General features: G+C 71.3%; 12 protein-coding genes. 11 read left to right on the top strand and 1 reads right to left on the bottom strand.

The annotated features are described in order from the left end of the window. Positions 1-156 precede the first annotated feature (156 nt). Complete coding sequence (locus RAN62_RS22390; protein WP_305786676.1) at positions 157-2,952, top strand: hypothetical protein; 2,796 nt, start codon at positions 157-159, stop codon at positions 2,950-2,952. Between the two features lie 67 nt (positions 2,953-3,019). On the opposite strand, the gene bldD is transcribed toward RAN62_RS22390, so the two are convergent. Then, complete coding sequence (gene bldD / locus RAN62_RS22385) at positions 3,020-3,508, bottom strand: transcriptional regulator BldD (RefSeq protein ID WP_305786675.1); 489 nt, start codon at positions 3,506-3,508, stop codon at positions 3,020-3,022. Between the two features lie 288 nt (positions 3,509-3,796). On the opposite strand from bldD, the gene pyrR reads away from it, so the two are divergent. The 10 genes from pyrR to rpoZ all read left to right on the top strand — a co-directional run bounded on the left by pyrR (position 3,797) and on the right by rpoZ (position 14,333). Further along, positions 3,797-4,369 (top strand): bifunctional pyr operon transcriptional regulator/uracil phosphoribosyltransferase PyrR, encoded by a 573-nt coding sequence (pyrR, locus tag RAN62_RS22380; RefSeq protein WP_305786674.1) that lies wholly within the window; start codon positions 3,797-3,799, stop codon positions 4,367-4,369. Further along, the gene (locus RAN62_RS22375; protein ID WP_305786673.1) at positions 4,366-5,289 is read left to right on the top strand and encodes an aspartate carbamoyltransferase catalytic subunit; all 924 of its coding nucleotides are present in this window, start codon (positions 4,366-4,368) and stop codon (positions 5,287-5,289) included. Before pyrR ends, RAN62_RS22375 begins: the two co-directional genes overlap by 4 nt. Further along, the gene (locus RAN62_RS22370; RefSeq protein ID WP_305786672.1) at positions 5,286-6,548 is read left to right on the top strand and encodes a dihydroorotase; all 1,263 of its coding nucleotides are present in this window, start codon (positions 5,286-5,288) and stop codon (positions 6,546-6,548) included. Before RAN62_RS22375 ends, RAN62_RS22370 begins: the two co-directional genes overlap by 4 nt. After that, positions 6,545-7,657, top strand: a complete 1,113-nt coding sequence (gene carA, locus RAN62_RS22365; RefSeq protein WP_305786671.1) for a glutamine-hydrolyzing carbamoyl-phosphate synthase small subunit — start codon at positions 6,545-6,547, stop codon at positions 7,655-7,657. Before RAN62_RS22370 ends, carA begins: the two co-directional genes overlap by 4 nt. Next, a complete protein-coding gene (gene carB / locus RAN62_RS22360; RefSeq protein ID WP_305786670.1) occupies positions 7,657-10,965 on the top strand; it encodes a carbamoyl-phosphate synthase large subunit in 3,309 nt (1,102 codons plus the stop codon). The genes carA and carB overlap by 1 nt, the downstream gene beginning before the upstream one ends. Next, positions 10,962-11,969 (top strand): quinone-dependent dihydroorotate dehydrogenase, encoded by a 1,008-nt coding sequence (locus RAN62_RS22355; RefSeq protein ID WP_305786669.1) that lies wholly within the window; start codon positions 10,962-10,964, stop codon positions 11,967-11,969. Before carB ends, RAN62_RS22355 begins: the two co-directional genes overlap by 4 nt. Before the next feature lie 126 nt (positions 11,970-12,095). Continuing rightward, positions 12,096-12,926: an orotidine-5'-phosphate decarboxylase gene (pyrF, locus tag RAN62_RS22350; RefSeq protein WP_305786668.1), complete on the top strand. Its 831-nt coding sequence runs from the start codon at positions 12,096-12,098 to the stop codon at positions 12,924-12,926. A gap of 184 nt (positions 12,927-13,110) precedes the next feature. After that, positions 13,111-13,428: an integration host factor, actinobacterial type gene (mihF, locus tag RAN62_RS22345; protein WP_305786667.1), complete on the top strand. Its 318-nt coding sequence runs from the start codon at positions 13,111-13,113 to the stop codon at positions 13,426-13,428. A 32-nt stretch (positions 13,429-13,460) separates the two neighbouring features. After that, positions 13,461-14,051 (top strand): guanylate kinase, encoded by a 591-nt coding sequence (gene gmk, locus RAN62_RS22340; protein WP_305786666.1) that lies wholly within the window; start codon positions 13,461-13,463, stop codon positions 14,049-14,051. An 18-nt stretch (positions 14,052-14,069) separates the two neighbouring features. After that, a complete protein-coding gene (gene rpoZ, locus RAN62_RS22335) occupies positions 14,070-14,333 on the top strand; it encodes a DNA-directed RNA polymerase subunit omega (protein WP_015623990.1) in 264 nt (87 codons plus the stop codon). Positions 14,334-14,370 lie beyond the last annotated feature (37 nt).

Here is a 14,370-nt window from a genome sequence, read left to right as displayed (position 1 = left end):
GGAACGCCGGGGCCGTCCGGTCCGAGATCGATCAGCGTGGTTGCGATCATGCGGCGCCGCGCCCTAGCGTGACCTTTCCCCGGCGCTGCACCGCGGCACCGAGTGGCGGCACGGCCCGCCCGTCCCGGGGCACACCCGGTGGTGGCGGAGGCGGGGATGAGCGACGACGAGAAGCGGCGCGAGCGGCTCTATCGGATCCGTGACGTGCTCGCCGGCCTCCGGGCCTACCAGCGCTGGCTGCGGGTCTCCGGCGGCCGGCCCCGCCCGGGCGGCAACGGCGCTCAGCCGCCGCCCCCGCCGGAGGGCGCCCCCGCGCCGGCTCGCGAGTTCCCGCTGCCCGCCGCCGCACCGGCGGCCCGGGACCCGCTGGCCGATCTGGGCAGCGAGCTGCTGGGCGACTTCCCGAACGACGACGACTTCATGCAGGGCGTCCTGCACGCCGCCGACTCCGCGGCCCTCGCCGGCGGGGAGCCCGAGGTCCGCAACCTCATCATGATCACCAGCTCGGCCTGGGGCTGGCCCGCGGGCCCGGACGCCGCCAAGGCCCACGCCGAGCGCGTCCGGCAGCTCGTCGCCGGGGCGGAGCCCGGCACCGCCGCGTTCACCCGCGTCCGGCGCCCGGCGAAGACCACCCGCAGCACGTTCGGCGGCCGCTACGGCGCCCGCGAGCTGTCCCGCCCGGAGATCGACTGGTCCGGCGGCGACGACAGCGCGGAGGCGATCGACCGGCTGGCGGCCGACCTGGCCCGGGTGCGCCCGGAGCGCAACCGCGGGCTGGGCGGCCTGCAGCACCGCGTCTATCTGCACTCGAGCCGGCTGGACGCGGTCTTCGACGCGGACGAGATCCCGGCCGGGGCGGGCGCGCTGGGCGTGCACGTGCTGCTGGATTTCAGCTTCGACTGGCTGCTCGGACAGCCGACCTGCGTGCTGAGCGTCTCGGTGTGGCAGCAGCGGCCGTTGCACCGCGAGCACCGGCCCGACGACGCGCCGGAGGACGAGGTCGCGGCCGAGGTCTTCCCGATCGACGTCTACCGGGACACCTTCACGATCCTGTGCCAGGGGGTCGAGCGCTGGTTCAGCGATCCCCGGCACGAGCCGCCGCTGATCCGCACCGAGTTCCGGGCCGCCCGCCGGGCCCACTATCTGCCGACGATCTGGGTGGCGGTGCCGCGCCGGCTGTTGCCCGACGCCGGGGACTACCTGCTCAGCGAGAACCGCCGCCTGATGAACAGCCTGTGCGACATGGCGCTCGGGGTCGGCGACTGCCGGGACAGCGTGCTGTCGGCGAGCGTCCTCAACGGACAGATGCTCGCCATGCGCCGGCTCATCCGGCTCGACCCGGGCCGCAGCGTGCCCTGCTATCTGCTGGTCCCCGATCGCTTCGCCGAGGGGGAGCGGGCGGACCTGCAGGAGGTCTCGCTCGGGCAGGTCGTGCAGCTGCTCATCCGGCTCGAGGCCGAGGCGGCCCAGCGGCTCTACCGGATCCAGAACGACCTGGAGATCTGGCGGACGCACGCAGCCGTCTACGACCGGGTCGCGGACCGGGGCCTGCTGCTCTGGGACGCCCTCTCGACGCATCTGCCGGTGCGGCGCTGGTTCCGCCTGGGCCGGCTGCACCGCACGGTCGAGCTGCTGCACCAAACCCTCCTGCAGGGTACGGCCGACCTGGCCCACCTCGCGACGGAGACCGACGCGTGCGTCGCCCAGGTCGACGCGGCCGTGCAGCAGCTCGTGGACGGGTTCGACGCCGAGGTCACCGCCTATCCCCTGAGCAGCGGCGTGGCCCGTTACCCGGGCGTGCGCGACGCCCTGACCACCGACGGCGTCATGGGCGAGGTGCGTGAGGACGGGCTGCGGGTCAGCGCGCAGGCGTTGCGCGTCCAGGCGAAGTACCGGGACCTGATCGGCACGATCGCGGCGGCCTTCGACGAGCGGCGCGTACGCGAGTCGGACGCCCTGTCCAAGGCGAGCGCCATCATGGGCTTCGGGCTGGCCGTGGTCGGCGTGGTGACCGTGCTCGACGCCACCATCGCGATGAAGCCGCAGGACCCCGGGCAGATCCTGCTCGGCGACGCTCCACAGTGGCTGCCGAAGGCGGCGGCCCTCGTGAGCCTGACGCTGGGCGGGGTCTTCGCCGTCGTGGTGCTGGCCGTGCTCGCCTCGACGACCCGGCTGGGACGGCTGGGCTCACGGTGGTTCCGCCGCATGTACAACGGCGGGATGGTGTCGCGGTTCGTCCTGCGGATGCGGCACAACCGGCTCGGGGCGTGGGCGACCGGGCGCACGGCGGAACGCCCGTGGCAGGACGAGCCGTGGCGGGAGGGCCTCTGGTCGTACCTGAAGGATTCCTCGACCGGCCTGCTCGGCAGCGTGGCCGGGGATCGGGACGGGCCCGAGGTGGACGTCCGCCGCGACGCGGACCTGGCGCGGCGGCTGGCCCGGCTGTGGGACCGCACCGCGCGGGCCGGGCTGCGCCGGCGGTGGCCGCTGCGGGGCTCGCGGGAGTTGCGCAGCGAGCTGATCCGGCGCGACATCTGGCTGCTGCGCCGCCGGATCGAGCAGTGGTCGCTCTTCACGCTGCTGCTGACCGAGCGGCCGCGCCGGATGCACCGGCACCGGCTGCCCAAGCTGACGCTGCTCTACCGGGCCTGCTCGTTCCTGCCCGGCTCGTTCCTGGGCGACGGCGAGATCCCGCTGATGACCCGCGACCTGGACAACCAGGGGCCGCGGGTGGTCTCCCGCAACGACCTGACCATGACCCTGTACGCCGCCGGCCTCACCTGGCAGCAGGCGGAGGAGCTGGACGAGGTGCTGATCCGGCGCGCCCGCGAGATCGACCGCGGCTCCGCCGAGCCGGCCGCGCAGATGCTGCGAATCCTCGACTACTGGGACGTGCGCCCGGGGATGGACGCGGGGCAGGCGGCGGCGGTGATGGCCCGGGTGCGGGACTGAGAAGACGCGGAAGTCCGCGTCGCGAGGGGCGACGCGGACTTCGGTGGAACTCGAGGGGTGCCGGCGGTCAGCTGGCGAAGAAGGCGCGCGGGTCGGCGACCAGGACACCCTGCTCGGTGAGGCGCTCGATGAGGCCCGAGGGGGAGATGTCGTAGACGATCGCGAGGGCGCGCAGGTCGTCGGCGCGGATGGAGAGCACGCGGCCGTTGTAGTCGCCGCGCTGCTGCTGGATGGCCCGGGCGTAGCGGGCGACGTAGGCCAGGTCCTCGCCGGCCACGTCGTACAGCTTCTCCAGGTCCAGCACGATCTTGTTGGTGGCCTCGAGCCGGACACCGCTGCCGTCGGGCAGCAGCTCCGAGACCGGGACGCGGTAGAAGTCGGCCAGCTCGGCCAGGCGGGAGACCGTAACAGCGCGGTCACCACGCTCGTACGAGCCCACCACGACGGCCTTCCACCGCCCGTTGGACTTCTCCTCAACGCCCTGCAGGGACAGGCCCTGCTGCTGGCGGATCGAGCGCAGGCGGGCGCCAAGCGACTTGGCGTACTCAGACGGCATTCGGACACTCCAGTACTGGCTGGCCCGGAGGGTTCTTCCTCCGGATCGCTACGCTGCGTGACGGTACGGAGTTTGCGACCGCCGGTCAAGTGTCGGTTACCTATGAATCGCCGACCCCGGCCGTGAGTTGTCCGCATTCGTCCGTCTGATCCCGTGGGTAGGCCACGTCACCATGGTCAACGCTGCGCTCACTGGTAACGTAGCGTCAGGCATCGGGCCGCCCATGATCGGGGGGTCCGCCGACGTCCTTTAACGACCCGTCCCGTGAGGCGGGGAAGGAGGTCCGCCGTGGCTCAACCACGCGCTGACACCGAGCACATCTCCTCCAAGGTCATTCTCTCCGGCGCCGATCTGCACCGCGTCGTCGACCGCATCGCCCATCAGATCCTCGAGAAGACCTCCGGGGCAACGGGCACTGTCCTTCTGGGCATTCCGACCCGGGGCGTCCCGCTCGCCCGCCGGCTCGCCGCGCGCATCCACGCCTTCGAGGGCGTGGAGGTTCCCGTCGGGGCGCTCGACATCACGCTCTACCGCGACGACCTGCGGCTGCACGCGACGCGCGCGCTCGGGCGTACGGAGATCCCCGGCGACGGCCTGGACGGACGCAGAGTGATCCTCGTCGACGACGTGCTGTTCTCGGGCCGCACGGTCCGGGCGGCGCTCGACGCCCTCAACGACGTCGGCCGGCCCAGCTCGGTGCAGCTGGCCGTGCTCGTCGACCGCGGCCACCGCGAGCTGCCGATCCGCGCCGACTACGTGGGCAAGAACATCCCGACCGCGCTCGCCGAGAAGGTTCGCGTCCGGCTCGCGGAGACCGACGACGGCGTGGACGAGGTCAAGCTGTTCGGAGGCGTCGCATGATCAAGCATCTCCGCTCCGCGGCCGACCTGGACGCGGACACCGCCACGCTGATCCTCGACACCGCCGGGGAGATGGCCGCCCTCGCCGGCCGCGAGGTCAAGAAGCTGCCGACCCTGCGCGGGCGGACGGTCGTCAACCTCTTCTACGAGGACTCCACGCGCACGCGGATCTCGTTCGAGGCCGCGGCCAAGCGGCTCTCGGCCGACGTCATCAACTTCTCGGCCAAGGGCTCCAGCGTCTCCAAGGGCGAGAGCCTCAAGGACACGGCGCTGACTCTGCAGGCCATGGGCGCGGACGCGGTCGTCATCCGGCACCCCGCCTCCGGCGCCCCGCACCGGCTCGCCCAGTGGGTGGACGGGTCGGTGGTCAACGCGGGCGACGGGACGCACGAGCACCCGACGCAGGCGCTGCTGGACGCGTACACGATGCGGTCCCGGCTCGGGAAGATCGACGGCCTGCGGGTCGCGATCGTGGGCGACGTGCTGCACAGCCGGGTCGCCCGGTCCAACGTCCTGCTGCTCACGACGCTGGGCGCGCAGGTGACGCTGGTCGGCCCGCCCACGCTCATCCCGGTGGACATCGCCGCCGCGCTCTCGCCGGCCACCAAGGTGTCGTACGACCTCGACAGCGTCCTGCCCGAGGCGGACGTCGTGATGATGCTGCGCGTGCAGACCGAGCGGATGCAGGACTCCTACTTCCCCTCGGCCCGGGAGTACAGCCGCCGTTACGGGCTCGACGCCCCGCGCATGAGGAAGCTGCCGGAGCACGCGATCGTCATGCACCCCGGGCCGATGAACCGGGGCATGGAGATCGCGCCCGAGGTGGCCGACTCCACCCGCTCCACCATCGTCGAACAGGTCGCCAACGGGGTCAGCGCCCGGATGGCGGTTCTCTACCTGCTGCTCGGAGGCAAGGCGTGACCTCGTATCTCCTGAAAGGCGTCTCCGTTCTGGGCGGCGCGAAGCAAGACCTCGTCATCCGTGACGGCATCATCGCCGACGGCGGAAAGGCCGACGAGACGATCGACGCCGACGGGCTCGTCGCGCTGCCCGGGCTGGTCGACCTGCACACGCACCTGCGCGAGCCGGGCCGCGAGGACGCCGAGACGGTCGAGACCGGGTCGCGCGCGGCGGCCCTCGGCGGCTACACGGCGGTCTGCGCGATGGCGAACACGTCGCCGGTCGCCGACACCGCGGGCGTGGTCGAGCAGGTCTGGCGCCTGGGCCGCGAGGCCGGGCTGGTCGACGTGCAGCCGATCGGCGCGGTCACGGTCGGGCTGGCCGGCACGCAGCTGGCCGAGCTGGGGGCGATGGCCACCTCCGCCGCGAACGTCCGGATCTTCTCCGACGACGGCTTCTGCGTCGCCGACCCGCGGCTGATGCGCCGGGCGCTCGAATACGTCAAGGCGTTCGACGGCATCATCGCCCAGCACGCCGAGGAGCCCCGGCTCACCGAGGGCGCGCAGATGCACGAGGGCGAGGTGTCCACGCGCCTCGGGCTCACGGGCTGGCCGGCGGTCGCCGAGGAGGCGATCATCGCCCGCGACGTGCTGCTGGCCGAGCACGTGGGCAGCCGCCTGCACGTCTGCCACGTGTCCACGGCCGGGTCGGTCGAGGTGCTGCGCCAGGCCAAGGCCCGCGGCGTGCGCGTGACGGCCGAGGTCACCCCGCACCACCTGCTGCTGACCGACGAGCTGGCCGCCAGCTACGACCCGGTCTTCAAGGTCAACCCACCTCTGCGTACGCGGGCCGACGTCGAGGCGCTGCGTCAGGCGCTCGTCGACGGGGTGATCGACGTGGTCGCGACCGACCATGCTCCGCACGCCGTGCAGGACAAGGAGTGCGAGTGGGCGTACGCGCGCCCCGGCATGGTGGGCCTGGAGACGGCCCTCCCGGTCGTGCTCAGCGTCCTGGGCGAGCGCTGGGACCTCATCGCCGACCGCATGTCCCGTACCCCCGCCAAGATCGTTGGTTTGGACGGACACGGCGGGGAACTCACGGCCGGGTCGCCGGCCAACCTGACGCTCGTGGACCCGTCCGCGCGGCGGGTCGTCGACCCGTCCGAGCTGGCCAGCCGCAGTCGCAACACACCGTACGCGGGCACCACCCTGCCGGGTCGCATCGTGGCGACCTTCCTCCGGGGAGTTCCGACGGTCCTGGACGGAAAGGCCGTGAAGTGAAGAAAGCAATCCTCGTCCTCGAGGACGGGCGCACGTTCTCCGGTGAGTCCTACGGCGCCGAGGGGGAGACCTTCGGCGAGGCGGTCTTCACCACCGGCATGACCGGTTACCAGGAGACGCTGACCGACCCGTCCTACCACCGGCAGGTCGTCGTGCAGACCGCGCCGCAGATCGGCAACACCGGCGTCAACGCCGAGGACGACGAGTCCTCGAAGATGTGGGTGGCCGGCTATGTCGTCCGCGACCCCGCGCGCCGGCCCTCCAACTGGCGCTCGACCGGCGACCTGGGCGAGCGCCTGGCCGCCGAGGGTGTCGTGGGCATCAGCGGCGTCGACACCCGCGCCCTGACCCGCCACCTCCGGTCGCGCGGGGCGATGCGGGTGGGAATCTCCACCGTGGACCTCGACCCGCGGTCGCTCCTCAGCCGCGTGCAGGCCGCGCCCGAGATGACCGGCGCCGACCTCTCCGCCGAGGTCACCACGTCGTCGCGTTACACCGTCGATGCCGTCGGCGAGCACCGCTACACGGTTGCCGCGCTGGACCTCGGCATCAAGCGCAACGTCTCGCGCCGGCTGGCCGAGCGCGGCGTGACCACGCACGTCTTCCCGGCAACGACGTCGATCGAGGAGATGCTCGCGGTCAGCCCCGACGCGGTGTTCCTGTCGCCCGGCCCGGGTGACCCGGCCACGGCCGACGGGCCGGTCGCGCTGGCGCGTGAGGTGCTGACCCGCAAGGTGCCGCTCTTCGGCATCTGCTTCGGCAGCCAGATCCTCGGCCGCGCGCTGGGCTTCGGCACCTACAAGCTGGGCTACGGCCACCGCGGCATCAACCAGCCGGTGTTCGACAAGACGACCGGCAAGGTCGAGGTGACCAGCCACAACCATGGGTTCGCGGTCGACGCGCCGCTCAACACGGTCATCGACACGAACTTCGGCGGCGTGGAGGTCTCTCACGTCTGCCTCAACGACAACGTGGTCGAGGGCCTGCGGGCGCTCGAGGTCCCCGCGTTCACCGTCCAGTACCACCCCGAAGCCGCCGCGGGTCCGCACGACGCGGACTACCTGTTCGACCGGTTCGTGGAGCTCGTCGAGAAGGTGGAGGCCCGCTGATGCCGAAGCGCACCGATATCCAGCACGTCATGGTGATCGGCTCCGGGCCGATCGTGATCGGCCAGGCCTGCGAGTTCGACTACTCGGGCACCCAGGCCTGCAGGGTCCTGCGGGCCGAGGGGCTGCGCGTCTCCCTGGTCAACTCCAACCCCGCGACGATCATGACGGACCCCGAGTTCGCCGACGCCACCTACGTCGAGCCGATCACCCCGGAGTTCCTCGAGCTGGTCATCGCCAAGGAGCGCCCCGACGCGATCCTGCCCACGCTGGGCGGCCAGACGGCCCTCAACGCGGCGGTCGCCCTGCACGAGGGCGGCATCCTCGAGAAGTACGGCGTCGAGCTGATCGGCGCCAACATCGACGCGATCAACCGCGGCGAGGACCGGCAGCTGTTCAAGGACATCGTCGCCAAGGCCGGCGGCGAGACCCCGCGCAGCCGGGTCTGCCACTCGATGGACGAGGTCAAGGCGACCGTGGCGGAGCTCGGCCTGCCCGTGGTCATCCGCCCGTCGTTCACCATGGGCGGCCTCGGCTCCGGCATGGCGCACACCGACGAGGACCTCGAACGCATCGCCGGCTCCGGCTTGGCCGCCTCCCCGGTGCACGAGGTGCTGATCGAGGAGAGCGTGCTCGGCTGGAAGGAGTACGAGCTCGAGCTGATGCGCGACAAGAACGACAACGTCGTGGTCGTGTGCTCGATCGAGAACGTCGACCCGATGGGCGTACACACGGGTGACAGCGTGACCGTGGCGCCCGCCATGACCCTCACCGACCGGGAGTATCAGGACCTGCGCGACCTGGGCATCCGGGTGCTGCGCGAGGTCGGCGTGGACACCGGCGGCTGCAACATCCAGTTCGCGATCAACCCGCGCGACGGGCGCCTGGTCGTCATCGAGATGAACCCGCGCGTCTCCCGCTCCAGCGCGCTGGCGTCCAAGGCCACCGGCTTCCCGATCGCGAAGATCGCCGCCAAGCTGGCCATCGGCTACACGCTCGACGAGATCCCCAACGACATCACGCTCAAGACGCCGGCGGCCTTCGAGCCGGCGCTGGACTACGTGGTCGTCAAGATCCCGCGGTTCGCGTTCGAGAAGTTCCCCGGCGCCGACGCCGAGCTGACCACCACGATGAAGTCGGTCGGCGAGGCGATGAGCCTGGGCCGCAACTTCGCCGAGGCGCTCAACAAGGCGATGCGCTCGATGGAGACCAAGGCGGCGGGCTTCTGGACCGCGCCGACCTTCGAGAGCGCCGACGAGGCCCTGGCCGCGATGCGGGTGCCGCACGACGGCCGGCTCTACACGGTCGAGGCGGCGCTGCGGCTGGGCGCGACCGTCGAGCAGGTGCACGAGGCCAGCGGCGGCATCGACCCGTGGTTCCTCGACGAGATCCAGGCGCTGGTCGACCTGCGTACCCGGATCCTGGACGCTCCCGTGCTGGACGAGGAGCTGCTGCGCAAGGCGAAGCGGTCCGGGATCTCCGACCGGCAGCTCGCGGCGCTGCGCCCCGAGCTCGCGGGCGAGGACGGCGTCCGTACGCTGCGCCACCGCCTCGGCGTCCGCCCGGTCTACAAGACGGTCGACACGTGCGCCGCGGAGTTCGAGGCGAACACGCCGTACCACTACTCGACGTACGACGAGGAGACCGAGGTCGCGCCCAGCGACCGGCCCAAGGTGCTGATCCTGGGCTCGGGGCCGAACCGCATCGGCCAGGGCATCGAGTTCGACTACTCGTGCGTGCACGCGGTGCAGGCGCTCAAGGGCGAGTTCGAGACCGTCATGGTCAACTGCAACCCCGAGACGGTGTCCACCGACTACGACACCGCCGACCGGCTCTACTTCGAGCCGCTGACCTTCGAGGACGTGCTCGAGGTCGTGCACGCGGAGGACTCGTCGGGCAAGGCGGCCGGGGGCCCGGGCGTGGTCGGGGTCATCGTGCAGCTCGGCGGGCAGACGCCGCTGGGGCTGGCCGCGCGGCTGAAGGCGGCGGGCGTACCCATCGTCGGCACCTCGCCCGAGTCGATCGACCTGGCGGAGGACCGCGGGGCGTTCGGGGCTGTGCTGGCCAAGGCCGGGCTGCGCTCGCCGGAGCACGGCACGGCGACCTCCTTCGACGAGGCCAAGGCGATCGCCGACACGATCGGTTACCCGGTGCTGGTCCGCCCGTCCTATGTGCTCGGCGGGCGCGGCATGGAGATCGTGTACGACGAGCCGACGCTGGCCGGCTACATCGAGCGCGCCACCGAGATCTCGCCGGACCACCCGGTGCTGGTCGACCGGTTCCTCGACGACGCGATCGAGATCGACGTCGACGCGCTGTGCGACGCCACCGGCGAGGTCTACCTCGGCGGCGTGATGGAGCACATCGAGGAGGCCGGCATCCATTCCGGCGACTCGTCCTGCTCGCTGCCGCCGGTGACGCTGGCCGGCCCGCACCTCGCCGAGGTGCGCCGCTACACCGAGGCGATCGCCCGCGGCGTGGGGGTCAAGGGCCTGCTCAACGTCCAGTACGCGCTCAAGGACGACCAGCTCTACGTGCTGGAGGCCAACCCGCGCGCCTCGCGGACCGTACCCTTCGTGTCCAAGGCGACCGCCGTGCAGCTGGCGAAGGCCGCCGCCCGGATCATGCTCGGGGCGACGATCAAGGAGCTGCGCGACGAGGGCATGCTGCTCCGCCACCGGGACGGCGGGGTGGTCCCGGAGAACGCGCCGGTGGCCGTCAAGGAGGCGGTGCTGCCGTTCAAGCGGTTCCGCACCCCCGCCGGCAAGGGCGTCGACAGCCTGCTCGGCCCCGAGATGAAGTCCACCGGCGAGGTCATGGGCATCGACCCCGGCTTCGGCCCGGCGTTCGCCAAGTCGCAGGCGGCGGCCTACGGGTCGTTGCCGACCAGCGGCAAGGTCTTCGTCTCGGTCGCCAACCGGGACAAGCGTGCGATCGTCTTCCCGGTCAAGCGCCTGGCCGACCTCGGGTTCACGATCGTCACCACGGCGGGCACCGGCGAGGTGCTGCGCCGCTACGGCATCGCGTGCGAGGTCGTCCCGAAGCACTTCGAGAAGTCGGCGCAGAACGCCGTGGCGCTCATCGCGGCGGGCGAGATCGCGCTGATCATCAACACGCCGCAGGGCTCCGGCGCCGGGGCCCGCTCCGACGGGTACGAGATCCGCAGCGCCGCCGTCACGAACGACATCCCGAGCATCACCACCGTGCCCGGCGTGGCCGCGGCGGTGCTGGGCATCGAGGCGCTGCTGGGCGGCGGCATGACCGTCCGGCCGCTGCAGGAGCTGCACGCGATGCTGCGGGAGAGCGAGTGACCTTGTTCGAGTCCGCCGTCCGCCCGGTCCTCTTCCGGGTGGGCGGCGGCGACGCCGAGAAGGCGCACCAGTTCACCCTGGACCGGCTGGCCGGAATGCCGCCGGCCGCGTTGTCGCTGCTACGCCGCCGGTACGCGGTGAGCGCGCCCACCGAGGTCTTCGGCGTGCGCTTCCCCAACCCGGTCGGGCTCGCCGCCGGGATGGACAAGAACGGTCACGCCCTGCCCGCGTGGCCCGCGCTCGGCTTCGGCTTCGTCGAGGTGGGCACGGTCACGGCGCACGCCCAGCCCGGCAACGACAAGCCCCGGCTCTTCCGGCTCCGGGACAGCGAGGCCGTGATCAACCGGATGGGCTTCAACAACGACGGGGCGGCGGCGCTGGCGGCCCGGCTCGCGGCCACCGGCCCGATCGGGGTGCCGCTCGGAATTTCGCTCGGCAAGTCGAAAGTTACGCCGCTGGACGAGGCGGTGCCGGACTACCTGGCGTCGTACGAGCTGCTGGCGCCGCACGCCGACTACATCGCGATCAACGTGTCGTCGCCGAACACGCCGGGGCTGCGTACCCTGCAGGACAAGTCCTTCTTGTCCACTTTGCTGGGCGCGCTGGTCGGCAAGACGCCGGTGCTCGTCAAGATCGCGCCCGACCTGACCGAGCCGGCGATCGCCGAGGTGCTCGAGGTCTGCCTGGCCTACGGGGCGGCCGGAGTGATCGCGACCAACACGACGCTGGGCCGGGACGGGCTGGCGGCGGCCGACGCCCCGCGCGCGGCGGAGGCCGGCGGGCTGTCCGGGCGGCCGCTGACCTCGCTCGCCCTCAAGACCGTGCGGTTCGTCCACGACGAGACCGGCGGGCGGCTGCCGATCATCGGGGTCGGCGGGATCCTCGACGCCGACGACGCCGCGCGGATGTTCGACGCGGGGGCGGCGCTGGTGCAGCTCTACACGGGGTTCATCTATCGCGGGCCCGCGCTCGTCCGTGCAGCAGCCCGGACCCGCCTCTCCTAGACCCGCCTGTGCGGTACAGCGTTCTGTGCCGCACAGCGGGCTCTCAGCGCCGCTCTCTACCGCTTCGGGTGCGTTGGCGGTGTCTGCCACCCGACACCCGCGTCCACCGAAAGGGGATCACCAGTCATGGAGACCTTCGGCAGCCGGCTCCGCACCGCCCTCGACACCCGGGGCCCGCTGTGCGTCGGCATCGATCCGCACCCGGCGCTGCTGGCGAGCTGGGGCCTGTCCGACGACCTCGCCGGCCTCGAACGCTTCAGCTTCACGGCCGTCGAAGCACTGGCCGATCGGGTCGCCGTGCTCAAGCCGCAGTCGGCCTTCTTCGAGAGATTTGGATCACGTGGCATCGCGATCCTTGAGTCAATTATCCGACAGTCACGTCAGGCCGGTGGGCTGGTACTTCTCGACGTGAAGCGCGGCGACATCGGCTCGACGATGTCCGCGTACGCGTCTGCCTATCTCGATCCGGACAGTGCGCTCAGTGTCGATGCCATTACTGTCAGTCCCTTCCTCGGTGTCGGCTCGCTACGGCCCGCCTTCGACTTGGCGGCCACTTACGGACGTGGTGTGTTTGTGCTCGCGCTGACGTCGAACCCCGAGGGGCCGGCCGTCCAGCACGCCGTCGGGGCGGACGGGCGCAGCGTCGCGCAGACCGTGATCGACGAGATTTCCCAGCTCAACGCGGGTGCGGAGCCGCTCGGCAGCATCGGCGCGGTGGTCGGCGCGACGATCGGGCGCACCGGGCACGACCTCTCGAAGATCAACGGCGCGCTGCTCGCGCCGGGCCTCGGGGCGCAGGGCGGCGACCCCGCCGGGCTCCGCGAAATTTTCGGGGAAAGCCTGCGGAACGTGCTGCCCTCCTACTCACGGGAGGTTCTCTCGGCGGGCCCGGACATCGCCGCGCTGCGGGCCGCGGCGGACCGCGCCGAGGCCGCCTGCCGGGCCGTGATCGGGTGAAACAGGCTGCCTAGCAGGCCCGGCCGCATCGGCGTGAGGGGTACCCCCACGTTGCCGAAAGGCTGATTGACCGCTAGTTTTCCCGGCGCCGGGAACCACATGCCCCTTTGGTTCCCTGGCACACCACGTTTCACAGAAGCGCCGGTATTGAACTGCCAGCGCGATAGGGACCTGAGGAGAACTGGTGCCGCTCCCGTCACTGAGCCCCGAGCAGCGTGCAGCCGCGCTGGAGAAGGCCGCGGAGATTCGCAAGGCCCGGGCCGAGCTGAAGGAACAGCTCAAGTCCGGCAAGACCACCCTCGCCGCCGTGCTCGACCGGGCCGAGGGCGACGACGTCGTCGGCAAGCTGAAGGTTTCGGCCGTGCTCCAGGCGCTGCCGGGCATCGGCAAGATCCGGGCCACCCAGATCATGGAGAAGCTCAAGATCGCCGACAGCCGTCGCCTCCGTGGCCTCGGCGAGCAGCAGCGTAAGGCCCTCCTGGGGGAGTTCGCTGCGAACTGACTCGGCGGCTCGTGTAGTAATGAGCCGTGAGCATGGATGACGACGCGCGCCCGGCGGCCCGACTCACCGTCCTCTCCGGCCCCTCCGGGGTCGGCAAGGACAGCGTGATCGAGTTGATCCGGGCGCGCTCGCCATGGATCAAGCTTTCGGTGTCGGTGACGACCCGCAAGAAGCGCGACTACGAGACCGACGGCGAGCATTACCACTTCGTCACGCGGTCCGAGTTCCAGCGCCTGATCGACGGCGACCAGTTGCTGGAATGGGCCGAGTTCGCGGGCAACCTCTACGGGACGCCCCGCGCGCAGGTGGAGGGCTGGCTGTCCAACGGCCGCCCGGTGCTGCTGAAGATCGACCTGCAGGGCGCGCGCCAGGTGCGGGCCACCATGCCCGACGCCCAGCTCGTCTTTCTCGCGCCGCCCAGCGTCGAGGAGCTGCACCGCCGCCTGGTCGGCCGGGGCACCGAGGACGAGGACACGATCCGCCGCCGGCTGGCCCACGCGGACGAGGAGCTGGCCGCCGAGAAGGAGTTCGACCGCACGGTCGTCAACGACTTCGTCGAGCGGGCGGCCGATGAGCTGGTAGGATTGCTCGGTTCGTCATTCCTGACTCCCGAACAGCTTTAACGTTAGGACGTCATTTTCGTGGGAACCATCGCCAACCCCGAAGGCATCACCAACCCGCCGATCGACGAGCTGCTCGACAAGACCTCGTCGAAGTACTCGCTGGTGATCTTCGCGGCCAAGCGCGCCCGCCAGGTCAACGCCTACTACAGCCAGCTCGGCGAGGGCCTGCTGGAATACGTCGGGCCCCTCGTGGAGACGACGCCGCAGGAGAAGCCGCTCTCCATCGCGATGCGCGAGATCAACGCCGGGCTGCTGACCGCCGAGGCGACCGACAACCCGTGATCATGCTTTCCTGAGACCCGCGTCCGCGTTCTGCGGG

The sequence above is a fragment of the Symbioplanes lichenis genome, assembly GCF_030709675.1.
Lineage (GTDB): Bacteria > Actinomycetota > Actinomycetes > Mycobacteriales > Micromonosporaceae > Actinoplanes > Actinoplanes lichenis.
This window is presented reverse-complemented; position numbering and strand designations above follow the sequence as displayed.

Coding starts and splice junctions, on each gene's coding strand:
- RAN62_RS22390 (WP_305786676.1), top strand. CDS start 157: ATGAGCGACGACGAGAAGCGGCGCGAGCGGCTCTATCGGATCCGTGAC.
- bldD (WP_305786675.1), bottom strand. CDS start 3,508: ATGCCGTCTGAGTACGCCAAGTCGCTTGGCGCCCGCCTGCGCTCGATC.
- RAN62_RS22375 (WP_305786673.1), top strand. CDS start 4,366: ATGATCAAGCATCTCCGCTCCGCGGCCGACCTGGACGCGGACACCGCC.
- carB (WP_305786670.1), top strand. CDS start 7,657: ATGCCGAAGCGCACCGATATCCAGCACGTCATGGTGATCGGCTCCGGG.
- pyrF (WP_305786668.1), top strand. CDS start 12,096: ATGGAGACCTTCGGCAGCCGGCTCCGCACCGCCCTCGACACCCGGGGC.
- gmk (WP_305786666.1), top strand. CDS start 13,461: ATGGATGACGACGCGCGCCCGGCGGCCCGACTCACCGTCCTCTCCGGC.